Below are 26,238 nucleotides of genomic sequence, written 5' to 3'. Positions count from 1 at the left end.
CTCCTTCTCCTCCATTACTCTTGCTCTTTAAAACTAATCATTAGATAAGTCAAAGTCATTAACAAAAGACCTACCAACCAACCGTATAATAAGGTTGCAGTCACCGCCCATAATCCAATCACTGTAAAGAGACCGAAGGCCACTAGTTGATTTAAGCCATCTGAATAACGACAAGCTTTGACCGCTCCATAACCTAAAATAAGCACCGCTAAACTTAGCATTTCATTTTTTCCTAACAAGAGAAGTAAGCCTAAGTAAAAGAGACTGTCAGCCAAAGTAACGAAACCTAGTAAGAACATGCTTGCCATTGGTCTATCTTTCCGAAAGGGTAACCAAGTCATTTTTTTAAAGAGTAAACGACTATCCCTTTGAAAACCCAAGTCAACAACAAGAATTAAGATTATGAGTGTCATTTCTATCACTACCATAAGGTATAACAGTAAATAACAAGCAATTTGCCATTGCCAATCAGCTTGTCCTAAAAAGGTTAGTATCTTTGCCGGACTAGGAACTGTAGGGCAACACAGCGGTAGAACTAATATCATACCTAACTGAATCAGACTCAAAAAGATATCTAATAAATTCTGATAAGGTATATTACCTAACCACTGAAGATGCCATCTACGCAAAGAGCGTCTTCGATAACTGGTTAGCCAAAGAGTGACGAGACTTAAAAATAACAGCAAAGCTATGTTTATAATCATTCTACCACCTTCTTAACTTTTGTTTGAAGACGGCTAAGGCATTCAACTAAGAGATTACCTCCAACATGTGCCATTACGACAAGCCATAACTGTCCAGTGATATAGTAAATACTACCATAAATGAGACCTGTTAGTAATTTCGCATAAAAGATGGACTTACCCATTAATAAATGATTTAAAGCGTAGCAAAAACTTGATATCAACAAAACTACCAGTATAGGCATGTGCCATTGGAACAACAGGATCTGAAACCATAAAAATCGATAGGTCATTTCTTCACAAAAAGCTATAAGTAGTGGATAAAAAATTTCTGACCACTTTTGGGTTGTTCCCACAAATGATAGATTCAGAGGAATCCACTGCCGTTTTTGCCAACAATGTAACCCATGCAAGAAAGCCACTTCAATCAGCAATACTAACATACTTAAAATCAACCCTATAAGAAGAGTCTTCCCCTTAATATCTTCCAAAGGTAACTTTAGTTGAGGTGAAAGAAGGAAGATACCTCCTAAAGCGAAAATATAGTAAATAAGCGTTGCTCTTAGAAATGGGACTAAATTAAAATGATATTTCCCCATTCCTTTTCCAAAAATAGCTTGCATAGGAATTAAAGGACAACAGGTTACCAGCAAAAAGCAAAAACTAAGGCATTGGATGGATAAAGGCATTAGTAACACCTCCAAACTGTTTCATTCGTGGATGATTAGCAAAAGGAAATGATGGAATACACATTTCAAGTAGTTCGGGCGTTAAAACACGTGTTACATACCAACCTTTTTCTGAAGTTTCAGGCGGAGTAATATCCAAAAAGACTGCATTAGGACTAACCTTCTTGGTATAAGCTAATAAGATTTTCAAATCCTCTTTCTTATTTTGTCCAGAATGATTTTCTAGCTCGCTTAAACGAACTTCTCCTGAAATCAAAGGTTCAAAAGCTTGCCATTTATGATCTCTGTCCTTTGGATGCGCATAATAGAAAACATTGCTATCCAAGTCTAAAAATAGTGGTTCGTCACTCTCAATAGTTTGAAGAGAATCTTCCCTATACAAAAGACTATAGTAGTAACTGTAACTAATAGCTGAAGCTTCCATAATACCCCTTAGCAAGGTATGTTTAGGGTCTAGACCACCCTGCACACCAAATAAAAGATAGGGACCTTCATCGTATTTATTTTTTAGGATAATTCCAAAGGTATAAAGAGGATTATCTTCTCCTACGGTCATATCAATGGGAATAATCTCATACAAACTGTCTTTTCCGAGTCTAGCTTCTTCTAAAATAGCCTCAATCTCTGGATCATCAATAATTACCTTAGGACAAGGCTTTTTCGTATGCCAGCTAAGCATCATAGAATCAATTTGAATGTACTCAATCAAGCTATTACACATAGCTGCTTCCAAAGTCGTATGAGAAGCTGTTCCTGTTGAAAATCCTGGAATAATATGTCTCTCCCCAGCAGCATCATTAGGTTTATAGCCAACACAAAGCATCTGGGCAGGAACATACATTTCCTTATCTTCAAAAAACATCGGACATTTTACCCAGCCCAAAACATCATCTTCAGTTACCATCTTATCACACATAGTTATGTGTAACTCATTAAAACGGTCAATCTGTTCTTGGGTAAAAACTTGCAAATACTCTAGAGGCATAACCCGATCTGTCCGGCTCAATTCTTTATAAGAAGCGTAGACAATGCGTTCTGATAGTAAATCACCAGAAATCACACTAGCATAACGTTCAATACTTTCCCCTAAGTACTTAATAAGCGCTTCTTCATAATGACTACCATAACCAATGATATGGTAACTGACTTGGCTCAATTCTCCAATAAACTGTTTATGATAATTCGGCATTTGGCCTGTGACACTTTTTAAGTAAACATCGTGGGGGTGATTACAAACCGGAGCCTGAGATTGGTTTAAAATTCCTGTGCGGTTTCCACTTAAAAACTTGAGTTTATCGAAAATATGGTTAAAGGAAGGATAATATTGTAACATAACACTTACCTCCTTACGCCTCTTCATTAAGGAGTGCTTTAATCATCTCACGGGTTGAAATTTGCTGATCCTCATATTTTAATTTAGCTAGAGCCCCTTGAGATTGGGAATTAGACATTTTTAAGATATCTTGAACTTGAATTTCAAGGGTTGGTATATAAATACTTAGCAAACGACCTTCAAATTTTGAGCTTCCTGTGTGAGCGATAATGAAAGCTTCGCTAACAACTAAATTCATTAAAACATTCAATAGAGGTAAATAAGCTTGGCTAACGGTTTGCGTCGCTGGTAATACTTGATTAGCAAAATGTTGGTAGAGAGCGTGGTCTTGCAAACGTGCTAAAACCCTTCGTTCTAAACTGTCAAAATCAGCACTATGAGGAGGATTCAAGGTACAAACATGTAAAAATGGACCATCCACAAAACCTAATACGAGTTGTTTTCCAAGAGACACACTAATCTCATTAAGATGACGCAACATCATAATATTTAATCTCTCTTGGCAAACAACAATACTCTGATATCCCTCTAATGCTTCTGACAAGCACTTCATATGACGATGATGTGCCAAAGCATCCAAACGAGAGCAGACATCCATTTCTTGGATAAGCATTTTTAGCTCGTCACTGGCCGTTTGCAAGTTCAACTGCAGCTGACCAGCTAGTAATAATGCTGATTCGTTAACATAGGTCGAATCACTGATAAATAAAACTGGGCTTGTGTCTATAGTGTGTCCTGACTGAGCCATAAAGTGATAATTTCCCATAAAGACTTTCATAACATTTTCTTCAAGGGCATAATCATCTTCATGCATGATAACATCATTATAGTACAAAGCTGTCATAACTTCCGTTAGTTTCGCAAACTGCTCAGGGGCTAATTGACTTTCATAATGATCAGTATCAACTGCTACCCCTTTAATAAACTGCGTTACTATTTCCCGATAAGCATCTTGCAATTCTTGAGGTTCTTGCGCAATGTCTAGAACCGCTTCATTAAAATCCCAGATACCTTTTCTAAAGCAAAAGGTGTCCTGAAATTGGACAATACGAACATTACTGTTAAGTTGATATTTCATTGAGACTCCTTATTTCCTACAAGTGTCATGTGAATCACATGTTGACCTATTCCATCTAAACCTAACTTTTCTTGGAGGTATTCCTTATTATAACCTCCAATATCAATACTGCCATAAACCAAGGCCGTTGCTGTTAATTGAATATTTTGCGCAATCTCCCCTGATTCAATAAAAGCGTAAGCTGTAGCCTGGTTGCCGTATTTACGCGTATTTTTGATGTAGTGATACACATAGATAATAATAAGATTACAATTTTCGGCTTTCACAGCGCCATACTCAGCAAAGGCTCTGATATCTTCCTCAGGATTAATCTGATGGCACCTTAAAGCATGTTGATAAGGTAAGTATTCATAAAATCCGTCCTTAAGGTTAGTGACATTCCTAGCAAAGAAAAGTAAACTAATAGGATATAATCCACCACCAGAAGCACAATTTCTAAGGGTTACCTCTTCTGTATTTCCTTCTTTAACAGATGATTCTGAACTTACTCCGCAAGCATAGTAAAGTAAATTGGCTAGATCCTGTAAGGGCATCTCTTTATCTGAGAACTGACGATAACTTCTTCTTTTTGTGATACAAGTTGATAAGGCTGCTGCCAGCTTAGTAGGTTTTGGCAAAGGGATAATATTATCCTGACTTTCAAAAAACTCACTACTTGAAAAGGTTGCAACAGCAGAATCTGTAAAGAAGTCAACCACACTAGCTTCAAATCCCAGGTAATTATTATTAGTCTTGTAATTCATCAAAAAGCGTTGACTAAGATTATCGGTCTCATTAGGCATCAAATGTTGAGCAACCAATTGCTTCGACGTTTTTAGTACCGTCTGATGATGATAGCCTGAAAAAGATAAGTGGTTGGTGTTAAATTCAAATAATTGCCTTGCCTTTTCTGGAGTTAATGAAGAACGATTGTTCGAAAAATTTTTTTCTTTCGCAAAAAATGGCATATCTATCTTTCCTATCTCATTCTATAAAACATTGGTAATCAGCAGGTACTGTCCCGTACCTGCTAACTACCTAGAGACACTATAACCAAAATGATTATCCTGCCTCATATGTCCTCACATCTCTATGGCAAATCACAATCAACAGAGGTATTACTAATAGTAACGTAGTCGCTAGCAAACTAATTACTCTGATATCATTACCCCATAGAGATGCAAAATCAATTATTTACCTGGTGTAAGGCTTCCGCTACCACCTTGAGCAGTACCAGTTCCAACATTAGTTGCCCAGCAACAAGTACAGCAACAGCAGCAACAGCAGCCCCCAGGAGCAACTTGAGTTGTTTCGGCTACACTAGTAGCTAAAATATTTGAAGTAAATTTTAACATAACGCTTACCCCCTTATTTGACAAATAAACAACTGATAAGAGTCCAATTAACTTGTCTTTAAAACCTCTTAAAAAGAGTTATTACACGACAAGGCTAGCTCTTGTACTATTGTAACGTGACAAGCACCCAACTCTTATCACTTAATTATAGTAAAAAAAGATTAAAATGTAAACCCTTTCCTTTGATATGAGTGAAAACATAGAAGTAAATTAATGCTTATCTCACTTAATTTAGATACTGAACTATCCTTATTAGATAAAACATAAGCCAGTATTGACTTAGCGTGAGATTACTAAGGTGAAAATAGTAATCTTATTAATACTTATTAGTTCTGATTTTTTAATAATAAATGAGAAAAATGTGAGCAGTCCACTTAAAGAAATTGTTCAATCTCTTTCGCAGAGAGAATTCTAAAAAGCCTTAGAGTGTATAAGGCTTTTTAAAATATCTATTTACAGTTTGTCCAATCATTACCTACGATCATTCACCTTGGACTTCTTTTTGGGTTCTATCACTAGTGTTAAGCATTTTTTCAACCCTTCCTTTTCTCCCTAGGGTTATTAGAAAAAGCAGAGCTAGACTGAGATAACCTAAAACGCTATAAATCAGATTCTTTTCAGAAGCTGTTTTAGGTAGTAGTCCTGAAAGAGGCGACTTAATGAGTTGTAGGCTGGATTGTAAGTCAGTCCTGTCAGAATGAACTTGAGATTCGCCATCTTTTGCTATCTCCGGATGAATTGATTTTGATTGCTGATGGTCCTTATCCGCTTTAGGTATTAATTGTTCTGCATCTGAAGCCGCATTACGAATAGCTTGAAAAATTCCAGCTCTATGATGACTTGCCAGTGGAACTTGGCGAATAGTTTTAAACTGATCAAGATTATTCTTCAAAATATCTTTAATATTAAGCCCTTCATAATCTGTCAAAGTTGCTATCGCTAGTGCGTGATAGCCTTCATTATCTTCATCTACATTCACAATCGGATTACCATAATCATCTTTTTGACCCTCACCGATTGTATCACTCATGTCAAGCACATAAATTATCTTTCCCGATTGATCAAAATAGACATTTAAACCAATATAATATTCAGGTAAAGGTAAGGGAGTTTTTAACAAGTAAACACCTTGAACCATTTTCGCATGAGCTAAAGGCCCCTTCCCTTCAACTAAACCTGTCAATAAATCCAACTCTTTTTCTAAACGTCTAAGTTTAGACTTCTCAACAGCACTGTTATTATATGCTAATCTAGCCTTGTCAGCAGCTCTCTCAAGAAGGCGAGTATTCTCCACTCCTTTTTTAGACACTAGGATTTTCTCTGCTTTGGCTAAGAGTTTGTCTAGCAAAAGACGATCAAGGAAGAACTGAGCTTCCTGAATAAACTTCTGTTTTTCTCCTTGACTAAGGTTCTTTTTGGTCTGTAATATTCTGCCTGCAGCAGCCATTTCTTTAAACTGAGTTTGGGTTGTTTGACGAAGCTCTTGATAAGGTAACTGATCAATTCTTTTTAATATTTTTTCAATATCTGTTGTGGTTTTTGATAATTTTGTCGGGTCAACAATAAAATGATCTCCATCTGCTAAGGGGTGTGAATTATCAACCGTTTTAACCACCACTTTTTTACCAAAGTAATCATCACCATCATTTTCATCTAAGGCATTAAAGGCAACATACGATAGTGTAGATGAAGCATTCAATTCTTTCAGATGATTCTTTTTAAATGCTTCCTCGCGGATTGATTGAAGAGCTGGAGGCAAAATGACTTCCCTTAGTGCATTGTCTGAAAAAGCTTGAACAGGAATTTCTCTTAGTTGCTTTTGCGCAGAAAGGTCCAAACGCTCAAGAGCATTTGAGAGGAAGGCCATCTCGCCAAGAGACTCAACCTTATCTCCCATAAAAATCAGGTTCTGTGCACCATTTTGCCGAAAGGCTGAACGCCCTATTTTCTGCACCGATTCAGGAATAACAATGGCATAAATGTGATTAATATGGAAAGCTGCATCACCAATTGTTGTGAGCTTTTCATTGAGATCCAAAATCTCCAGACGATTATTCATAAAGGCCCCGTCTTTGATTTCTTCTAAATCTTTACTAGCTTCAAATGATTTGAGACTATTAGATTGAAAAGCAAAAGCTCCAATTTTTCTAATAGTAGGTGGTAATTTCACTTCTTCTAAATCATACTTCCGTAAGGTCTTATTGTAAAAATCAACATTGCGAAAGGCATTATCCCCAATCTCGGTAATGATTATTCCCTTATGCTGCTTGGGAATTTCTAAAGACTTATTGTGTCTCACTTTTTGCAAGCCCTTAGTGGAGAAGCCAGTAACCACATTCTTTTGGTAGGTGAAATCTTCTTCCAACCATTTACTATAATCAAGGTCCTGATTCTCATGCCGTAAAGACTTATCTGGATTGATATAAGCATTTTCTGTCGCCAGTTGATGAGGATTTTGACCTGACTTTGTCCATAAAACAACATAATTGTTATAATCGTCATCCCCTGGGTTACCTGTAAAAGCTTCTGATTCTATTTTTTCCAAACCGTCAGGTAAGGTCACATTTGTCAAAGCATTATCTTGGAAGCAAGCTTCTCCTATGCTTTTTAGTTTGTCTCCACCAAACTCAATTGTTTGAATGTGGTTAGATTTGAAGGCCCGTTCTGCTAAGCGAGTTAACCTCATAGGCAAATAAAGTTTACCTGTAATCTGATTATCAAAGAACGCTAACTCTCCAATGGTTTTTAGGTTATCTGGTAAGGTTACGTGTTTTAAAGACATATGGGCAAAAGCATAGTCAGAAATGCTTTCAAGGCTATCTGGCAAGTTAATTTCGGAAATATTTTTATTATCTACAAAAGCATCTGAGCCGATATGCTTATAGCCGCTTGGAATCGTGACCTTCGTTATCAGATAAGCATTAAAAATTTCACCTTCATTAATGATTTCTCTCTTAGAAACGTCCAAATGACTAGTCTCTCCATTTTCTCCCACTCTACTTGTATACTCTGCAATTGCTGTTTTTTTATCTGGGGTAAATGCAAAACTAGCTACTTGAGTTAAGGGCGTGCCATCTGCTGCTTGACTAGGCAAAATGAGATGGCTGGTATGAGATAATTTCTCAATTCCTGATTTTGAAAAACCAACAAGAGTGTCCCCCTTAGTGATAAAGTCTGCTACTTCCCAAGTAGATGTCGAAGTATCCTTCTTATCAGGAACATCTGCTCCTTTGTCTTGTTCGGCTTTGACTTCAGCTTGGCTTTTTGCTGCTGACTGATCTTTCTCCTCTTTTATTCTTTCAGAATCTTCTTCAGTTGATTTGGTGGTAGCATCTGCTTTTGCCTGAGGATGCGAACTACTCTCATCAGAAAATAAATCGGTAACAGTTGAATCAAGAGAAGATAATTCTTTATTGCCACCTAGGTTGTCTCTGAGGTCAGTTTCTTCAAACCAATCATCATGCGACGTTGGTGGAGTCTGCGCATGCTTTGGCACTTCTTCTTTTTCCAAGCCATAAACCTCTTGGCAATGAACAACTACAGATACTGTAGTAAGAGTCAAGGCAATCGTTTTAATATGTTTTTTCATTGTGGTAAAACCTTTCTAAAAGCCAATTTTTTCCACTCATTAATTGACTGATAATAGCATCCTTAAACTATTCCAGACTGATACTTTTTTGTGCTTGATTCCATAGCATCTTTCCCTTCATCATCAATCATGCAACTTAGTTTCTTTTTTAATCTATAAGAAAATGACACGATTTCGAGCACCAAAAAAGCCTCCCAATAGGGACAGTGATTTATCAAAAATCCGACCACAATTGGGATATTTCTGGTAATCTCTTCTGTTTTCTGGGGAGAAGTCATCTCCTACTTCACCACCACTGTTTTATAAAGTTAAACATAACTTTCTTGAATCGAGTGGAACTTACTAAGGTTCCGCTTAGTAAGTATAGTAACACAAAGTTTTTAAGGTTTCAAGAAAAATTTCGACGTTTCGAATTATTTTATTTTGTATTGTGTAATATAAAAATTAACTTCACTTAATTTTATCAACCTATATTAAACTCTTTACTAAAGCAGATGGAAAAAGCAAGAAAAATTATAGTAAGTGGAGTATGACGATTTGTTTCCGAAAATTTCTTCATTGATGACGGAAAAATTTATTAAAAAAAGAGATTATTATAAAAATATGTTATATGGAAGCGTTTTTTGGAGCGAAAAATTAAAATAAAAGAACATTTAGAGCAACATTTGTGTTAAATTAATTTTATTAATATCATGTTTTTTTAATTAAAAGTGGTATACTTAACTAGTAAAGTGCAATAATTGATCCACTCTAAAAGCTAAAATCGGAAAGGTTTAGGTGTTATCATGAAATTATCTAAACAAAAGACAAGTTTGCTTACTGTTGTTTTATTATTACTTTCCCTTTCTATAACGACGACAAGCGTTGACGCCGATAGAATACTGACCTATCCAAATGTCGCGCATGCAAACTCGCATTCTCCGAGTCCTATATCGAACAAAATACTTCCATTTACAGGTCAGTATCAACTACAGCTTAACGAATTAGATAACCTCCACCGCGCTACTTCTTCGCATATACAACTTCAAGATAGACATGAAACCAAAGATAAACGTACTAAAATAAATTATGACCCTGTAGGGTGGCATAATTATCAATTCCCATATGGAGATGGCACAAAAAAAGCATGGGTAATGAATCGTGGTCATTTAGTTGGCTATCAATTCTGTGGCTTAAATGATGAGCCCAGAAACCTAGTAACCATGACTGCTTGGCTAAATACTGGAGCTTATACAGGAACAAATGACAGTAATCCTGATGGTATGCTATACTACGAAAATCGTTTAGACTCTTGGCTTGCATTGCATCCTGATTTTTGGTTAGACTATAAAGTAACCCCAATATATCAAGGTAATGAACTCCTTCCTCGTCAAATCGAATTGCAATATGTTGGTATTGATGCATCTGGTAAGTTACTACCTATAAGATTAAACAGCGATAAAGAACGTATCGATGAAAATGGTGTTATAACAGTAGTTTTAGAAAATTCTGCTCCTAACGTTAATCTTGATTACTTGACTGGTACTGCAACTCCTAAAAACTAACCCAACAGAAAGTCGCTTAGAAATAAACCTAAGCGACTTTTTACATTGAGCTTATTTAGTTCTTAATTTCCAATATGCTGGATATTTTTTAGACCTATTCGCCTACAGTGCTTATTTTCTCTAGCTCTATGCCATTAAATTCAAGCTTAACTATCCCCGGAAATAGATGCTTGATGGCATCAAATGCTATAAAACTAAACTCTGGTTTATAAATTGTTGAAAGTGCAGTGCCGTTTGTACCAATGACAAAGGACTACCATAGAATTGATTAATCGAAATTGCAGAGAATTTGTCCACTAAAGTTTTACCCCTCTATCACTCAATTTTCTTAGTCGATCATTATGGTTACCATAATTCGGTTCAGCATGGCGGATAAAATATAATGGTGTGGTCATAGAACTCCTTTTATCAAAAAATATTAAAAGGCTTTTCTTTAACTAGTTTTTGATAACTTTTCATAAGAATCATCGCTGACTGATAGTTACCATGGTTAAGCCTTATATTGCTTTTCTAGTTGAGTTGGTTTTGCTAGCTATTTTATCTACCTCAATTCTATCATCCAATTGAGCTATGCTCCGTATTAAATTAATTATCACTTGTTCACTTCTCATATGGCTTATTCTCCTGGTTTCATTTTATCACACTAACTAGAATTAATGTGCGTTCTGAACAGGTAATAAAACACTACTGAACTAGATAACTCCTAAGTTAGCTCATACATCTGGTTACTGATATTTTTTGAAATACTTTATAACAAAAGCAGGAATTCAAAATTAATTCCTGCTTTTATGATGCCATAGCCTTATGTCGAAAGTTATACACTGCATTATTAAATATAAACTATTATTTATTTTCTCATAGGTATAGTATCCATTTTTTGACTTATTTGTCCTAGCAACTTGAAAAAGCTTTTTAACATAATCTCTTTTATCAGGTCACCTTCTTTCAAAAATAGCCAGATTAACCGATTTTTTGTAGGGTTTTAATATCATATAGAACGAGATGACCAGTTTTATCAGTAAATTGAACACCAGTTGGTAGGAGAGTCATCTGTTTAGGATCAACTCCTTCTTTTTGGGCTATTTGTGCGATACGAGTTTGCAGGGTGCCACTATCCAACCCATAATTGGTTGAACTATTACTTTCTGAAGGTTGGACCTTCTCTGGTTTGCTCGCTTCCGGAAGATTCCTCTCTTCCTCTTTTGGCAATGGAACGGTCGTCCTTACTTCATTACTTTTATCTTCGTTAGGGGCCGGATTCACGCTTGGAGCAACTGGTTTTTCAGATGATTTTTCGGGTGATTTTTCAACCGGTGATTTCTTATCTGTTTTTTTCTCACGTGCAGCATCTGAAGCTCTTCTCTGAGCAACGAATTCTTGAGCTTTTTGCCACTCAGACTCAGATAGGTCATTTTTCCTGATAGCCCTTAAAGAGCCACCTTCTGCTCTAGGAATACTGAAGGAGCCATCTCTCCAAACAAATGTCTTTGGATCAAGGATATCGTGAGGATTGAAAATGTAACCATCCGTCGTAGCGTAGCGGCCTTCTTTAAGTGCTTGTTGAACTTCTTCTACTGAATGGATAACCATCCAGTTTGGCAGACCTTGACGTTTTTCCACTGGTGTGACATTAACAATATACTTAGGTTGTTCTGTATGTGTTTTCTTCTCCCCTTTACCATGTGGCTGAGTCCATGGTTCTGGTCGAACTTCTGGATGACTCATTAAATACTTGATTGTAGCAATCTGTTCTTTTGATAAATTACTATACCTAACCACGTGGATATGGTCAATATGAGGAATAATAAATTCAGTTCCTGTATCATAAGAGGCATTACCAACATGCATTGGTAAACTATCAAGATTTACCAGTAGTGCTGGCTCAATACCATCATTTTTAATATCATATTTATAGTTATTTTTATCTTTGAGCATCAGTTCTTGCTCTGCAAAAGCAATCTGTGTTAAATCAAGATGTTCACGATCATAAAAATAGTCTCTACCATCTTTAGTCATCATATAACCAACTTTACCATTATTAACTACTTTAAGACTGACTTTTTTAGCATCAAACGGGAACTTCTCTTCTCCTTCTGATTGCCCCAAAGCTTTTGCTAATTCCTTATCTTGACCCTTGGCTTTCAACCATTCTGCAACTTGATCCAGTTCATTTTGTTCTAATTCACCAAATCCCACATAGTGAAAATGAGAACCGTGTTTAGCAGTTACTCCGGATTTATCAACAGAATAAATAGAGTTCTTACTAAAGACATAGTTATCACTAGTGTCATAAGGCTTACCATCAAGCCCTTTACCGTAAGCTATAATAGAAGGTCCTAAAAATGTATGAATAACTTTTTTAGTTTTATCTTTATCTGGTTGATGTGGTTTTGGAGTGTCGTGCGTTTGTCCTGCTAAATAGCGGTCAGCTAACAAGATTTCCAAAGCTGACAATTGATTACGAGGAATAATATGATAGTGATCCCCGTGAGGAATAACATAACCAAAATCATTAGCTCTTACTACTTGTGTTGGTTCAAATATCAGTCCATCTGATTCAACATGACGATCTTTTAAATCCATACTATGCAATAAATCTAAAAGCTCTTTAAATGATTTGCCCTCAAAATCTTTATTATTGTGTTTATCAGAAGACGAGTTTCCATTTGGTCTATGTGAAGAGGAGCCATGATTACCGTTATGAGGACCATGATTTGGAGAGTTATGCCAAGTTGAGCCTCTATGAGGAGCTGGATTTGGGAACGGGAATGGCTGGTAATCAGTCTGATGCGAGCCTCTACCGTTTTTCTGATTCCAGTAGGCCTGAGCGGCTGCTAATTCACTTGGAGATAAATCTTTTTTGGGAATATAATGGAAATGGTTGCCATGCGGAACTAAATAGGCATCACCAAAATCATCAATCACATCAGTTGGACTAAAGATATAACCATCATCAGTTGTGTAACGCCCTTGGCTTTTAGCTTTATTAACCGCTACAACTTCTGCTTTACTAAGATGAGATACCTTAGCTAGACCCTTTTCTTTTGCTTCCTTTGTTCCTTTGGCAGCCTGCTCAGCTATTTCCTGTTTACTACGAATATTTTTACGCTTACTTCCTGGCTTGAGATAAACGTAGTATTTCCCATCTACTTTAATAATATAGCCGTCCAAAACTTCATTAACAACGTCAGATTGTTTAAACTGATAATTAGGGTCAGTCATTACTAATTCTTCACTAAGAATCGCATCATAAGGCACTTTACCATTGTAAAAGTGGAAATGATCTCCGTGTGATGTAACATAGCCTTGGTCGGTAATTTTAACTACTATTTGTTCTGCAGTGATACCTTCTTCAGCGCTAATCTGATCCATGGTTTTATCTTTTTTAGACGCTTGCGTGCTTTTTTTGATATCATTGACATATGCAATTTTGTTATCCTTATGGTTTGTATCAGCCTGAAGCTTACCTAATTGATAAAGCCCTATATGGCTAGCTAGTAAAATAGCAACTGCTGAACTAGTGTAGATATATTTCTTTTTCAAATCCTATCTCCTTTTATTTTAAATTTTGATAAAGAACTTCCATATTTTTCCTAAGATTTTCTAGATACGATTTATCACCACGTGGTGCAGACTCCAACGGACTCAAAGTTTTAACTTTAGCTTTAGTTGCTTTAGCAATAGTATGAGCAATCTTCGGACTAACATTGTCCTCAGCAAAAATAGTCTTCACCTTATACTCTTTAATAAATGCTTGAATCTCAGTTAGTTGACGTGGTGATGGCTCTTGATCTGGGGAAATCCCTGAAATGCCTAATTGTTTTAATCCAAAACGTTTTGCTAAATAAGAGAAGGCTGTATGCTGAGTTACAAAATTCTTAGCCTTTACTGATTTGAATTTCTTATGATACTCCTCAGCTAATTGATCTGCTTTCTGCTTAAATGACTTAGCATTTTTAGTATAGTATTCTGAATTATCCGGATCTATTTGACTCAATTTTTTTCCAATATTCAGTGCTTCTTCTCCAGCTAAAACAGGGTCTGTCCAAGTATGAGGGTCATATAAGGTTGCTGGGTCAATTCCCTCTTTGACTTCAACATCCTCTAATCCATTAACTCTATCTAAAGTTAATGATTTTGAAGCTTCAAACGCAGTAGCTTTCGTTTTCTTCAGATTAAAATCCAGATCATCTGCCCAAGATTCCAAAGTATGTGAATGATAAATAAATAAATCTGCATCGTATATAGCTGCTACATCATTAGCTGAGGGTTCAAAGGAATGAATCCCAGCACCAGACTGAATCATCCTCACATCATTTAAGTCACCTGAAACCTCTTTTGTCATAGCATATATCGGGTAGAAACTTGTCACAATAGATAGTCCATGCTGACTAGAACTAGGCTTTACTGCCTTCTGACAAGCAGAAGTTGCAAACAAAATAACTAACAGAAAAAAAGTCAAAAATATTTTTTTCATAAGACTCCTTCATAAAATTTTTAACTAGTTATTAACCGGTTGTTAACCAGTTAATATTAACGCTAATTAATCTAATTGTCAACATTTTATAATGATTTAATTAAAAAACTTCTTCATAATATTCATAATTTCCTTGAATTTTAATAGTCACCTTCACTAAATCAGTTTAGTTTACCAAGTCATGCAAAAAAGCCTTTTATAAAGGCTTTTTTGTATCTTGATGTCTCTTCCAAAACTATAAAATGCTTTAGCAACTCCAAGTTGAGCTACTCTGAAACATACTAACAATTTAATAGTGGCTGATAACTTGTTAAAAAGGTGGCTTGTATTTTCTATAAAAGAATGCTTTATCTTTTAGTGTTTAAATCGATATTTAAGCATATTTAACTTTATTTTTTATATCTTTTAAATATGCCTTAAACATTTTATGGATTGTTTTACAATTCAATAGTTCAAAAACTTGTAATATTTTTTCGCATTTTCGCTCGGCTCCTTCTTTGCCATGTATGATATCAATGATACCTTCAAAAAAGGTGATACAACACCTCTCATATAAGCAATCTTCATTTAGGCTATAATTTTTAATCTGCGCTAGAATTTCGGCAGCTTTTTGGTACTCTTGCCTTTGAATGAATAAGATAAGCATATTAACGAACATTCTAATAGATTCATTTCCATAGCACCTAAGTGTATTGTACTTATCAAGGTTTAGGATAACTTTTGAAAAAATAATTTCGATGAAGTTAGAATCAAAAATAAACATACAGTTATTAAACAGTACCGTTTCATAGTGACTCCAGGTTTCAATATTAACAAGATAGTTTGATAGGTAAAGTCGCTCTTTAAGGCAATCTTCATTAGTTAACATAGCTAATAAAACCTTTACTAAAGCAAAGAGGTTCTTTTCTTTTGTCGACTTACTATCTTTATATGAAGTTAGAATCTGATGTAGTCCTGTTGTATCTTGGTTTTCAAAGTAATGTTTAGCCGTATCCATGTCGATAAATTCTTGATATCTTTTAAAGTTATTACTAATAAAGAGAAATTCATCAACATTTACGTTTAGATTATCTAAGATATAAAGTAGCTTTGTAGAAGAAATGTCAAGATTATTCTTTATAAAGCGGTGATAAGTCTGTCTAGTTAAGTAATCACCGCAAACTTGTTTAATGGGAATATTTTTCGAATGCCTAATAAATTCGACAGTTTCGCCAAGTTCCATTTTAAGCCTCCTTAATTTATGTCAAAAATACGTTACTATTGTACATAATGCGCAACAAATTGTCTATTCAATCCCATTCTGTTTTAATATATAGCCAAAAGGAATTTAAAAGGAGGTACGTGTTATGTGGTTGTTATTGCTATTTCTATAGGTACAGTGGAAAATGATGGTGGTTAAGAGTAAAGAATCAACTAAAAGCATTGACTGATATATTAATTGGCTTACTTATTATTATCAGTATTTTCAACCTCCTTGTCAACTATAAGAGGTCATTATTGTCCGAAATCAGCATTAAAACGTTGCGATTTCTAGTTGATGGAATGAGAAAACTACTAAAAAGTTAAGTTTTTTAACTATTGATAATAATAAAAAGAAGTTCATCTTCAGAAGGTTAAGATGTAGTTACGAAACCGGTTACCTAATCTCTAAGCCATAGTTTCAAAAACTTTCCCTTTCAAGGAGTTATAGATTTATTCCATGCCAAATTATGTTAGCAATAAAACAAGCCTTGAAAAGGGTGATTCTTAAAAAAAAACTATTTACTCACTTTCTTATTATTCAGCCCTGTGTAACTTGCCAATCACCAGTAGAGTGACACTGAGGTATTCAAGAACCCCTAAATAGTAAGGAGAAACCATCATTGTTAATAGTGCTTTCATTTATAAGCCAAAAGATATTTTCAGCTAGAGACGAAAATATTAGACGGCCTCATTTTAAGTTTGGAGGTGTGTCCAATGTACTGTTAGAAATGAACTTATTAGACTCATTTATTTTACGGAGGTATTAATCATGAATAAAAAGAAATTAGGTATTAAGCTATTAAGTATTTTAACGTTAAGTGGATTTATCCTTTCTAATCCAGTTTTTGCTTCTGAAAACTTTGGTCGTAACGAACAAGAAGCCAAAAATTCAGCTATCACATTTATTGAAAAAAATGACTCTATCAAAGCTAAAGCTGGGGGAGATGCCCAAAACATTAAATTGGACAAAGTAACATTAGGGGATAAACTTTCCGACTCTAACATGTATGTCTACAATATTTCTACCGGTGGTTTCGTTATTGTTTCTGCAGATAAACGTTCTCCAGAGATTTTAGGCTATTCTACAAAAGGTTCATTCGATGCCAGTGGTAAGGAAAATATTGCTTCCTTTATTGAAAGCTATGCCAAACAAATTACAGAAAATAAAAAAATAGATACCCCATACACAGATACTACTAATATTAAACAACCAGTAGTTAACTCTCTACTAGATGCTAAAGGTATTCACTATAACCAAGGTTACCCTTACAATCTGTTAACACCTATTATAGAACAAGCAGGACCTGGAGAAGAAAAATATATAGGACAAGATGCAGCAACTGGATGTGTTGCTACTGCAACTGCTCAAATTATGAAATATCATAATTACCCTAATAAAGGATTAAAAGACTTCACTTATACCTTTAGTAATAAATACTTTAAGAGCCCTATAACATTAACTGCACCTATTTCTACTAGAGTGTACAACTGGAATAACATTTTACCTTCTTACAATGGAAACGAATCTGATGTTCAAAAAACAGCTGTTGCACAACTAATGTCTGACGTTGGTATTACAGTAAGAATGGACTACGGCCCATCCAGTGGTTCAGCAGGTAGTCCTCTCGTACAAAAAGCCTTGAAAGAAAACTTCGGCTACGCTCAATCTGTTCACCAAATTTCACGCGATAGTTACAGTAAAGAAGATTGGGAAACACAAATTGATAACGAATTGACTCAAAACCAACCAGTATACTACCAAGGTGTTGGTGACTTAGGTGGCCATGCATTCGTTATCGATGGTTCTGACGGAAATGACTTCTACCATGTTAACTGGGGCTGGGGCGGAGTCGCTGATGGTTTCTTCAGATTAGATGCTCTAAACCCTTCTTCTCTTGGTACTGGTGGAGGCTCTGGTGGCTTTAATCACTATCAAAGCGCTGTTGTCGGAATCAAACCTTAGTATGGGCATTGATTTTGTTAGAACAGAAGCGCAAGCGCGTCACGAGGCTGAGATATTCTGTCAAGAACATACACAACATAAAGGTAACGTGCGCATACAGCAGTTAATTTATCCTTTGGATAGTAATCATACAAGTAGTGAAGTATACATCTATTCTCTCTTTCCAACAGGCTTTATTCTCGTATCCGGAGATACAAGAGCACATACAATTTTAGGGTATTCTTTTGACAACGAACTTGACATCAACCAAAAAAATGTATGGAGCATGATAGAAGCTTATCAAGAACAAATTAAATCTCTGGATTAAGACGTTTATTGTCTAGTACTAACTATCGTTTAACCATCATTTGAAGCCAAATCCTAAAAATCGCTATTTTCGATGTATTACACTGACCCAACTGATTACTATCACTGCGGAGACAACTGCTAAAATCAAAATAGTCACAAGTTGAGTAAGTCGTTATAACTTTCTCAATATTGCCTCCAGGCTATTGCCAAACAAAGAACCGAGTTCTCTATAGAGAGCTCGGTTCTTTTAGCGTTCTTTATAATAGAAGGTACATTTTTTTGCCGTTAATAGTACTTTTTACCTATTTTCGATAAAGCTAGGCTGCTATTCAGATTTTTAATGTTTACCTTGATCTTTTTTTAGTGATAATTTTTTTGATGCTTTAACCGTTATAGTTTTAGCTATTTTTTTGTAAATCCTGTAGGCATCTTTACCTAATCGATAGAGTTGCTGATTAGGTGATAAATTAAACTCTCCAATATATTCCTCAATAGTTGGTTTAAATGATAACTTGAAAACAGATAAACCACCTTCAAGGTTTCCTTCCACACCACCCATATTTGCCCAACTTAGACCTTCTTGGTGACATCTCTTGAAAATTTCCGTATCTAGAAGGTATTGAGGATAATAGTGTTTAAATCGTTCATCCATACTCGCATAGAGTAACTCTATCCCCGTAGCAAAGCGTATTCCTAACACACCTGCAACAACTAATTGACTAGGATTATTTTCGGCCAGAGCTGTCAATTCATCAACTTGTTTAAGTACCGAAGCTTTTTGTTGCTTAAGTTCTTTCAAGCGATTTTTTTGATGTCCTGGTGTTTCTGCTAAATCATTCTCTAATTGCAACAAGCGTTCCTTTTGTTTTGCCAATTGCTTATCAATGTTAATTGTAGCAAAGTAAAACTCTGCTTTGTTCTTGTAGGTATCCTTTATCTTTTTAAAATAATCATAATTTCGTAAATGGATATTTTTTCTTTGTTCTGTTCGAACAACAAGTTCTGAAAAAAGTCTAACTTCGTCTTCAGAGCCCTTAATAATTTCTACACCTTTTTTAGTGGCCGTCTTAGTCAGGCGGTTAACATGCTTTTGATAATCGTTGAAAGAATCCTGTTTTAGATATTTATTAGCCTGAAAACGAGGTTGGATAGTGTCACTCAAATTGAAAGTCAAACCAGTCCACGAATAACCCATTTTTTCCATCTCTTCAATCATCTGTTGACAATAGTCTGTTTGCTTAAGATTTTCTCTGTCAAATAGAAAATTAGGATCACATTTTAATAAGAGGAACTTTTCTTTGTGACTATATTCTTTTAATGCTTTAAAAACAGACTTTACAAGCTCCGGATTCTTATAATCAACTATAGGACCTCTTGGTATGTATGCAACTTTAATATTTTTAATCACCTTTTTTATCAAAATAGAAGCACATGCTACTAATTCTTGATCCTGATAAAACGCAAGCTGACAAGACTGCCAATTATTCTTCACCTGTGCCCATGAGCTCGATTGTAAAAGATTTCCATAAGGATGTTGTTCCACAAATAAATCAAAGTCCGTCTTATCTTTTCCTACATTTACTACTGATATTGACAATTCAAAAGTTCTCCTTAAACTTGTAATGTTTTCTCTGTTTATTATTATAACTTAACTTTTATTCTTAACCTATATTTTTTTTAAAAATGATAAATAATTCCAGTTTTTGTTTAGGCGTACCCCCTTTGCAGCTTCCAAAGAGGTACTTCTCAACTCATTTTGTAAGCAAGGACCAGATCTCATTTCCTAGGACAGACTATATTAACTTCTTTTTCTTTAAAACCAAGTCAAAAAACATCACTTTAACTAGGCGGGTAAGAACAATGAGAAAGCACTGCCCTTCCCAAGCTGACTTTCAACAGAAATATCTCCATCTAGTTGATGGGCCAATTGCTTAGCAATATAGAGACCTAGTCCATGTCCTCCGGTTTTCATATTGCGAGATGTCTCCACACGATATAGGCGTTTAAAAATTAAGGACATATCTTTTTCTTTTATACCTTGTCCTTGATCAATCACGTCAATTCGGATTTTTTGACTTTGTCGATAGGCCCGAATGGTCAAAGCTGTATTAACTTCTGAATATTTAATAGCATTGCTAACTAAGTTTAAGATAATACGAGACAATGCGTCATATTGGCTTTTTATTTTAACAACATCAGGTGCCACTTGAATGTTGACTGTTCGATTTTCCCGCTCTAAAGTTAATTGAAACTCTGACAAAATTTCAATGAGTAATTTTTCAAGGTAAATAACTTGGGAAGCTTGTTTGACTTCGTGTTTTTGGTCATTTAAACTGACCACTTGCAATTCTTCAACTAATTGATTTAAACGATTGGTTTGGCGTGAAATAGTATTCAAATAAGCTCTTTCCTCTTCTTTGGAAATAACTCCGTCTAGAATACCTTCTACAGTTGCTTGAATTGAAGTTAGCGGTGTTTTAATATCATGGGATAATTGAGCAATCATCATGGATTTCTCTCGCTCACTCTCATTCAGTGATTCAAAGCTAGCTTCTAATTCTGATGACATCTGATTAAAAGTTCCTTCAAGATCTTTAAATTCCAAAGGAGATTTAATAAGATGGTCACGGTTAAAATTTTTTTGAGAGATAGCTTGCATTTTTTCTTTTAGTTTTTTTAAGGATGAAAAAACATTGGTCAAGAGCAACATATTCACTATCCCCCCCGCCAAAGAGGCTATTAGTGCTATCAATAAGATATATGAAATATCCTTGGTTGTGATAAACATTTGCTTTAAACCAACGATTAATCCAGCAATAGTAATCAACATAGATACTAAATAGCCGATAACAATATATGTTCTTAGTTTCATTTTATTCCTCTAACTTGTATCCTAATCCCCAAACCGTCTTAATAGTTGGTGGCTGATCAGTACTGTATTTTGCCAAATCGTTGCGTAAAGAATGAATGTGTACATTCAAAGTGTTGGTATCATCTAAGTACTCTTCTTCCCACACGCGCTCATAAAGTTCTGTTTTTGAAAAAACATGATTTAAGTGATTAGCTAAAATCCATAGTAAATCAAAAGCCTTGTTGGTCAGGTTAAGGCTCTGATTTGCTACCTTAACTACTCGAGTATTATAATCTATGCTTAAATCTCCAATTACCAAGTACTCAGACTCAGTAGCCTTTCCATAGATTCGATTAAGAATATTTTTGACCCGCAGGACTAGTTCTCGTGGACTAAAAGGTTTGGAAATGAAGTCATCTGCCCCTAAACTTAATGAATAAATTTTATCTGGCTCCGAAATTTTAGCTGTAATAAATAGGAAGGGTTGATTAGGTTTTTCTAACAGAACTTCTCCAATAAAATCATAACCATCCATATTGGGCATCATAATATCGCTAATAATTAAATCATACTGATTCTGACGAAATTTCTCCAATGCTTGAGAGCCATCACTTGCAACAGTGACAAGATGGCCAGCTTGTTGTAAGTAACGTTGATTAATATCAGTGATTGATACTTCATCGTCCACTAATAAAATTTTGTAGGTCATACATTCTCCTTGATTAAAAAAGTTAGTGTTATACTTTTTCCAGTATAACACTAACTTTTGTTTGAACCAAATATCTCTTTTAAATAAGTTTTTTAGTCATTAATGATGATGCTTTTCAGTGTTACATCACTCTTTAACCACAAGCATTGGCACTTAATCGTTTTCCAAATATAAATTCTTGAATCTTACTTATAAAGGTTTTAGAACTTATGACCTACTAGGTCTTCCCCATAGATGCTTCAGCTTATTCTTTATTCTAAACCATCCTCATCTTTTGGATATGTAACGCTGGAATTTTGGTTAAGAATGCCATAGAGAGAACCCCTGATGTATTTTGGCAACTTGAGGGTTTTTGCACGTTCGTAAAGTTCTGTGTCCGTTAATTGTCTTGTTTCTTTTGGCGCTTTTGGTGCTTCTGGTTCGTCTATACCATCCTCATCCTTTGGATAAGTAACACTGGAATTATGGTTAAGATTACCGTAAAGCGAACCTCTAATATATTTTGGCAACTTGAGTGTTTTTGCACGTTCGTAAAGTTCTGTGTCCGTTAATTTTTCAGACGTTTTATTGCCAGTATAGCTAGCAGCTGAAACAGATGGAGTTGATCCGAGGGCTACAAACACTCCTCCCGCAAACAGAGCTGAAACAAGTCCTGCTTTTAAATAGTTAGTAGCAATAGCTGGAATAGTTTGCTTATTGTTTTTCATTTCATTTACCTCTTTCTTTTGGGTTATTTGTTTTATGAACTAAGTATAACAGTCAGTGTTAAACTAAAGTTAAACCAAATATAAAATAATTCTTAAGTCATTCTTAGGAAAATATAAAATCAATTATTTTTAGAAGGTAATATAGAGGCCCCTCTTCGAAAGGGTTATAGCTCTCCCTAATTGATACCTAACTTATTAAAGTCGGGAGCGTCATCATTCTTTGGGCCTACCATTTCAGAATTAAGACACTTAAGTACTATCGTGCTATAATTTAACTAAAATTAATACTTAGGAGGACAACTGATGAGATCATACGATTTAATCATTATTGGCTTTGGTAAAGCTGGTAAGACCCTTGCTTCAAAGTTTGGAGCTGATGGTAAAAAAGTGGCCATCATTGAAAAAGATGAAACAATGTACGGAGGTACATGCATTAATATAGGATGTATACCTACTAAAGTGCTGATTCATTCTATTGAAACTGGTCATGGTTTTGATGAAGCCATGACTGAAAAACATACTGTTGTTAGTCGTTTAAGGGCTAAAAATTTTAAAATGCTTGATGACGCCAAAACAGTTGATGTTTTTAATGCTGATGCCACATTTATTTCTAACAAAGTCATTAAAATCACTTCAGCCAATGGCGAGGCTGAAGAACTCACTGCCGAAATTATCATTATTAATACTGGAGCAGTACCAAATAGTCTACCAATTAAAGGATTAGCGGAATCAAACTATGTCTATGACTCAACAAGTATCCAAAATCTTGAAACTCAACCTAAACGATTAGGAATTATTGGAGCCGGAAATATTGGACTTGAGTTTGCAAGCCTATTCAGCCAAATGGGAACACATGTTCAAATTTTTGATCCACAAGTACGTATCTTAGGTAGAGAAGAAGAGTTTGTTTCAAATAAAGTAGCTGAGTATATGGCGGACAACGGGGTTCAATTTGAATTACAATCAAAAATTTCTGAAGTCAAAAATGATGGTGACAATGTCATTATAACAACTGAAAATGGGGATTATACGTTCGATGCTGTTCTCCATGCGACAGGTAGAAAACCTAACACTGAAGGTCTTGGACTTGAAAATACCGATATTAAATTAACAGAGCGTGGAGCAATTCAGGTAGATGAATTCTTACAAACCTCTGTCCCGAATGTTTTCGCAGTTGGTGATGTTAATGGTGGCTTACAATTTACATATGTTTCCTTAGATGATTCACGAATTGTGTGGAATTATTTAAATGGGAGTACTGATTATTCAACTAAGGAGCGTCAAAACATTCCTTACACCATCTTTTTAAATCCTCCATTATCCCGAGTTGGAATCGATGAAACCCAGGCAAAAGAGCAAGGACTGAATTATAAATCAAATAGTTTAATGGTCGCAAATATGCCGAGAGGTCATGTTAATAGTGACTTAAGAGGCTTCTTTAAAGTAGTCGTGGATGCAGACTCAAACCTTATATTAGGTGCAACCTTATTAAGCGCAGCGTCTCCAGAATTAATAAATCTCATTAAAATGGCCATCGATAACAAGATTCCATATACCTACTTACAAAAACAAATCTTCACACATCCGACAATGGCCGAAAATCTAAATGATGTCTTTAATTTTTAAAGAAACTTATGACTATCCAAAAATAACCCTACAATGAATGAACCGCATCCCAAAAGTTAGACACAAAATCTAACAATTGGGGTGCAGTCCAAATTTAGGGTTATTTTTTTGTTTCTTTAAAATCCTCAAGATAGATAAGACTAAAAATTAAATATTGAATATTTTTTATTTTTGAGGTAAAATTAGGTTTACTTAATCTATTAGTTAGGTTTGCTATTTTTAGGAAGGTTTACTCTGCTATGAATTCACAAGATCATGACAAAAGTTCAAAGAATCGTTTTATTAATTACGCAAATGGCCCTTCACTACAAGAAATAAACGGGACCATTGATGTTCCTAAAGGAATGAGCTTTTTTAAAACCTTACTCGCTTATTCAGGCCCAGGTGCCCTTGTTGCTGTCGGTTATATGGATCCTGGCAATTGGTCAACATCCATAACTGGTGGACAAAATTTCCAATACTTACTTATCTCAATTATCTTAATGTCTAGTTTGATTGCAATGCTATTACAATATATGGCTGCTAAACTAGGTATTGTTTCTCAAATGGATCTTGCTCAAGCCATTAGAGCTCGTACTAGTAAACAATTAGGTATTGTGTTATGGATTTTAACAGAATTAGCTATTATGGCAACAGATATTGCTGAAGTCATAGGTGGGGCTGTTGCACTTTACCTCTTATTTCATATTCCTTTAGAAATCGCTGTCTTTATAACAGTATTTGACGTTTTACTCTTATTACTATTAACAAAGGTAGGCTTTCGGAAAATTGAAGCTTTGGTTGTCGCTTTAATCCTAGTGATATTTTTTGTATTCGCTTATCAGGTAGCCCTTTCCCATCCTATATGGAGTGATGTTATTAAGGGAATTGTACCTAGTGCTGAGGCATTTTCAACAACCCATACAGTAAACGGACAGACACCTCTCGCCGGAACTTTAGGCATCATTGGGGCCACTGTTATGCCACACAATTTATATTTACACTCTTCTGTTGTTCAAAGTCGGAAACTAGATCATCATAACAAAAAGGACATTGCTAGGGCCATTCGTTTTTCTACTTTCGATTCCAATATTCAATTAACTGTTGCTTTTTTTGTTAATTCCTTACTTCTTATCATGGGAGTGGCAGTTTTTAAAACAGGAAGTGTTGCTGATCCCTCCTTTTTTGGATTATTTAGAGCACTTTCTAACCCCAGTATTATGAGTAATTCTATTTTAGCTCATGTAGCTAGTTCAGGTATGCTGTCCTTATTATTTGCAGTTGCTCTATTAGCTTCCGGACAAAACTCTACCATAACTGGTACCTTGACCGGCCAGATTATCATGGAAGGCTTTATTCACATGAAAGTGCCTACTTGGGTTCGACGATTAGTTACTCGCCTTATATCTGTTATCCCTGTTCTGATTTGTGTTTTCCTAACCAGTGGCAAAAGTGCCATAGCAGAGCATATTGCTATTAACAACTTAATGAACAATTCACAAGTTTTTCTAGCCTTTGCACTCCCTTTTTCAATGTTGCCACTTCTAATTTTCACCAATAGCAAAATTGAAATGAAAGATGATTTTAAAAATACTTTCCTTATTAAAGTACTAGGATGGATTTCTGTCATTGCTTTAATTTATCTCAATATGAAAGGGTTACCAGATCAAATTGAGGGATTTTGGGGTGATCACCCAAGTCATCACCAAATTATGGTAGCTGACTCTATTGCTTACGTGGTTATGCTTTCTATGATTCTTCTTCTCATTTGGACTATTTATGAACTTTATAAAGGTAATGATAAATATCACTTTTCACAGAGAAAAGCTTCCCTTTAGAAGTAAACTAATAATTATTCTAAAAGCTATTCCATCTATAAAATTGCTTCAAATAGATGCTTTCTTTACTTCTTATCAACCATTACACTAAAAAGGTGAGCAATCGACTGCTCACCTTTTTCCTATGTTTTAGCACTATAAGCTTCCTGAAAAGAATTTTTCTAAAATACTTTTAATTATTTTTCCATCTCATCTTTAACGGGACAAGAACAGTCACAATCTCCACAAGAACCTTCTCCCTTAAGGTAATGATAAATACCCCAAATAACTCCACCTACAATTAAAACCGTAATAATAAACGTTGACAT

At 35.2% G+C, this 26,238-nt stretch carries 20 protein-coding genes; 5 read left to right on the top strand and 15 right to left on the bottom strand.

The genetic code is table 11. The features are described from left to right. Positions 1-14: 14 nt before the first annotated feature. The 7 genes from FGK96_RS01240 to hupY form a co-directional block, all read right to left on the bottom strand. On the bottom strand, positions 15-704 hold the full coding sequence (locus FGK96_RS01240) for a SagF family protein (RefSeq protein ID WP_138080639.1): 690 nt from the start codon (positions 702-704) through the stop codon (positions 15-17). Further along, the gene (locus tag FGK96_RS01235; protein WP_138080637.1) at positions 701-1,372 is read right to left on the bottom strand and encodes a CPBP family intramembrane glutamic endopeptidase; all 672 of its coding nucleotides are present in this window, start codon (positions 1,370-1,372) and stop codon (positions 701-703) included. Before FGK96_RS01235 ends, FGK96_RS01240 begins: the two co-directional genes overlap by 4 nt. Continuing rightward, the gene (locus tag FGK96_RS01230) at positions 1,347-2,705 is read right to left on the bottom strand and encodes a YcaO-like family protein (protein WP_138080635.1); all 1,359 of its coding nucleotides are present in this window, start codon (positions 2,703-2,705) and stop codon (positions 1,347-1,349) included. The genes FGK96_RS01235 and FGK96_RS01230 overlap by 26 nt, the downstream gene beginning before the upstream one ends. Before the next feature lie 13 nt (positions 2,706-2,718). After that, positions 2,719-3,783 (bottom strand): streptolysin associated protein SagC, encoded by a 1,065-nt coding sequence (locus tag FGK96_RS01225; protein ID WP_138080633.1) that lies wholly within the window; start codon positions 3,781-3,783, stop codon positions 2,719-2,721. Further along, positions 3,780-4,730, bottom strand: coding sequence for a SagB/ThcOx family dehydrogenase (locus FGK96_RS01220; protein ID WP_138080631.1), 951 nt, complete (start codon positions 4,728-4,730; stop codon positions 3,780-3,782). Before FGK96_RS01220 ends, FGK96_RS01225 begins: the two co-directional genes overlap by 4 nt. Before the next feature lie 222 nt (positions 4,731-4,952). After that, positions 4,953-5,117, bottom strand: a complete 165-nt coding sequence (locus FGK96_RS01215; protein WP_138080629.1) for a streptolysin S family TOMM toxin — start codon at positions 5,115-5,117, stop codon at positions 4,953-4,955. A gap of 481 nt (positions 5,118-5,598) precedes the next feature. Beyond that, positions 5,599-8,706 carry a leucine-rich repeat adhesin HupY/LrrG gene (hupY, locus tag FGK96_RS01210; protein WP_138080627.1) on the bottom strand — a complete coding sequence of 1,036 codons (3,108 nt, stop codon included), beginning with the start codon at positions 8,704-8,706 and terminating at the stop codon, positions 5,599-5,601. Between the two features lie 785 nt (positions 8,707-9,491). On the opposite strand from hupY, the gene FGK96_RS01205 reads away from it, so the two are divergent. Next, positions 9,492-10,250 (top strand): DNA/RNA non-specific endonuclease, encoded by a 759-nt coding sequence (locus tag FGK96_RS01205; RefSeq protein ID WP_138080625.1) that lies wholly within the window; start codon positions 9,492-9,494, stop codon positions 10,248-10,250. A 960-nt stretch (positions 10,251-11,210) separates the two neighbouring features. Here the strand turns inward: FGK96_RS01205 and FGK96_RS01195 are convergent. The 3 genes from FGK96_RS01195 to FGK96_RS01185 all read right to left on the bottom strand — a co-directional run bounded on the left by FGK96_RS01195 (position 11,211) and on the right by FGK96_RS01185 (position 15,949). Then, positions 11,211-13,793 (bottom strand): pneumococcal-type histidine triad protein, encoded by a 2,583-nt coding sequence (locus tag FGK96_RS01195; RefSeq protein ID WP_138080623.1) that lies wholly within the window; start codon positions 13,791-13,793, stop codon positions 11,211-11,213. A gap of 13 nt (positions 13,794-13,806) precedes the next feature. Continuing rightward, on the bottom strand, positions 13,807-14,727 hold the full coding sequence (locus FGK96_RS01190; RefSeq protein WP_138080621.1) for a metal ABC transporter substrate-binding protein: 921 nt from the start codon (positions 14,725-14,727) through the stop codon (positions 13,807-13,809). Positions 14,728-15,100: 373 nt separating this feature from the next. After that, entirely contained in the window at positions 15,101-15,949 is an 849-nt protein-coding gene (locus tag FGK96_RS01185; protein ID WP_138080619.1) for an Rgg/GadR/MutR family transcriptional regulator, read from the bottom strand. A 789-nt stretch (positions 15,950-16,738) separates the two neighbouring features. Between FGK96_RS01185 and FGK96_RS01180 the strand changes: the two genes are divergently transcribed. Together FGK96_RS01180 and FGK96_RS01175 are read left to right on the top strand one after the other, a co-directional pair. Beyond that, positions 16,739-17,932, top strand: coding sequence for a C10 family peptidase (locus tag FGK96_RS01180; RefSeq protein WP_138080617.1), 1,194 nt, complete (start codon positions 16,739-16,741; stop codon positions 17,930-17,932). Position 17,933: 1 nt separating this feature from the next. After that, entirely contained in the window at positions 17,934-18,239 is a 306-nt protein-coding gene (locus FGK96_RS01175) for a Spi family protease inhibitor (protein WP_172601628.1), read from the top strand. 318 nt (positions 18,240-18,557) lie between these two features. Here the strand turns inward: FGK96_RS01175 and FGK96_RS01170 are convergent, their stop codons facing one another. The 4 genes from FGK96_RS01170 to FGK96_RS01155 all read right to left on the bottom strand — a co-directional run bounded on the left by FGK96_RS01170 (position 18,558) and on the right by FGK96_RS01155 (position 22,487). Then, a complete protein-coding gene (locus FGK96_RS01170; protein ID WP_138080615.1) occupies positions 18,558-19,817 on the bottom strand; it encodes a peptidoglycan bridge formation glycyltransferase FemA/FemB family protein in 1,260 nt (419 codons plus the stop codon). 246 nt (positions 19,818-20,063) lie between these two features. Continuing rightward, on the bottom strand, positions 20,064-21,092 hold the full coding sequence (locus tag FGK96_RS01165) for a sensor histidine kinase (RefSeq protein ID WP_138080613.1): 1,029 nt from the start codon (positions 21,090-21,092) through the stop codon (positions 20,064-20,066). Position 21,093: 1 nt separating this feature from the next. Next, positions 21,094-21,780 carry a response regulator transcription factor gene (locus FGK96_RS01160; RefSeq protein ID WP_138080611.1) on the bottom strand — a complete coding sequence of 229 codons (687 nt, stop codon included), beginning with the start codon at positions 21,778-21,780 and terminating at the stop codon, positions 21,094-21,096. Between the two features lie 251 nt (positions 21,781-22,031). Further along, on the bottom strand, positions 22,032-22,487 hold the full coding sequence (locus tag FGK96_RS01155) for a hypothetical protein (RefSeq protein ID WP_138080610.1): 456 nt from the start codon (positions 22,485-22,487) through the stop codon (positions 22,032-22,034). Between the two features lie 303 nt (positions 22,488-22,790). Here FGK96_RS01155 and FGK96_RS01150 point away from each other — a divergent pair, with 303 nt between their 5' ends. Further along, positions 22,791-24,113 carry an FAD-containing oxidoreductase gene (locus FGK96_RS01150; RefSeq protein ID WP_138080608.1) on the top strand — a complete coding sequence of 441 codons (1,323 nt, stop codon included), beginning with the start codon at positions 22,791-22,793 and terminating at the stop codon, positions 24,111-24,113. A 239-nt stretch (positions 24,114-24,352) separates the two neighbouring features. Beyond that, complete coding sequence (locus tag FGK96_RS01145) at positions 24,353-25,930, top strand: Nramp family divalent metal transporter (protein ID WP_138080606.1); 1,578 nt, start codon at positions 24,353-24,355, stop codon at positions 25,928-25,930. Between the two features lie 176 nt (positions 25,931-26,106). On the opposite strand, the gene FGK96_RS01140 is transcribed toward FGK96_RS01145, so the two are convergent. Then, positions 26,107-26,238 (bottom strand): FeoB-associated Cys-rich membrane protein, encoded by a 132-nt coding sequence (locus FGK96_RS01140; protein ID WP_138080604.1) that lies wholly within the window; start codon positions 26,236-26,238, stop codon positions 26,107-26,109.

Source organism: Streptococcus porcinus, from assembly GCF_901542335.1.
Taxonomy (GTDB): Bacteria; Bacillota; Bacilli; order Lactobacillales; family Streptococcaceae; genus Streptococcus; species Streptococcus porcinus_A.
Note: the sequence above shows the minus strand (reverse complement) of the source record. Positions and strands in the feature narration are given on the sequence as shown.

Excerpts from the sequence above, each read along its gene's own strand:
- FGK96_RS01240 (WP_138080639.1), bottom strand. The coding sequence starts at position 704 with ATGATTATAAACATAGCTTTGCTGTTATTTTTAAGTCTCGTCACTCTT.
- FGK96_RS01235 (WP_138080637.1), bottom strand. The coding sequence starts at position 1,372 with ATGCCTTTATCCATCCAATGCCTTAGTTTTTGCTTTTTGCTGGTAACC.
- FGK96_RS01230 (WP_138080635.1), bottom strand. The coding sequence starts at position 2,705 with ATGTTACAATATTATCCTTCCTTTAACCATATTTTCGATAAACTCAAG.
- FGK96_RS01225 (WP_138080633.1), bottom strand. The coding sequence starts at position 3,783 with ATGAAATATCAACTTAACAGTAATGTTCGTATTGTCCAATTTCAGGAC.
- FGK96_RS01220 (WP_138080631.1), bottom strand. The coding sequence starts at position 4,730 with ATGCCATTTTTTGCGAAAGAAAAAAATTTTTCGAACAATCGTTCTTCA.
- FGK96_RS01215 (WP_138080629.1), bottom strand. The coding sequence starts at position 5,117 with ATGTTAAAATTTACTTCAAATATTTTAGCTACTAGTGTAGCCGAAACA.
- hupY (WP_138080627.1), bottom strand. The coding sequence starts at position 8,706 with ATGAAAAAACATATTAAAACGATTGCCTTGACTCTTACTACAGTATCT.
- FGK96_RS01205 (WP_138080625.1), top strand. The coding sequence starts at position 9,492 with ATGAAATTATCTAAACAAAAGACAAGTTTGCTTACTGTTGTTTTATTA.
- FGK96_RS01190 (WP_138080621.1), bottom strand. The coding sequence starts at position 14,727 with ATGAAAAAAATATTTTTGACTTTTTTTCTGTTAGTTATTTTGTTTGCA.
- FGK96_RS01185 (WP_138080619.1), bottom strand. The coding sequence starts at position 15,949 with ATGGAACTTGGCGAAACTGTCGAATTTATTAGGCATTCGAAAAATATT.
- FGK96_RS01180 (WP_138080617.1), top strand. The coding sequence starts at position 16,739 with ATGAATAAAAAGAAATTAGGTATTAAGCTATTAAGTATTTTAACGTTA.
- FGK96_RS01175 (WP_172601628.1), top strand. The coding sequence starts at position 17,934 with ATGGGCATTGATTTTGTTAGAACAGAAGCGCAAGCGCGTCACGAGGCT.
- FGK96_RS01165 (WP_138080613.1), bottom strand. The coding sequence starts at position 21,092 with ATGAAACTAAGAACATATATTGTTATCGGCTATTTAGTATCTATGTTG.
- FGK96_RS01160 (WP_138080611.1), bottom strand. The coding sequence starts at position 21,780 with ATGACCTACAAAATTTTATTAGTGGACGATGAAGTATCAATCACTGAT.
- FGK96_RS01155 (WP_138080610.1), bottom strand. The coding sequence starts at position 22,487 with ATGAAAAACAATAAGCAAACTATTCCAGCTATTGCTACTAACTATTTA.
- FGK96_RS01150 (WP_138080608.1), top strand. The coding sequence starts at position 22,791 with ATGAGATCATACGATTTAATCATTATTGGCTTTGGTAAAGCTGGTAAG.
- FGK96_RS01145 (WP_138080606.1), top strand. The coding sequence starts at position 24,353 with ATGAATTCACAAGATCATGACAAAAGTTCAAAGAATCGTTTTATTAAT.
- FGK96_RS01140 (WP_138080604.1), bottom strand. The coding sequence starts at position 26,238 with ATGTCAACGTTTATTATTACGGTTTTAATTGTAGGTGGAGTTATTTGG.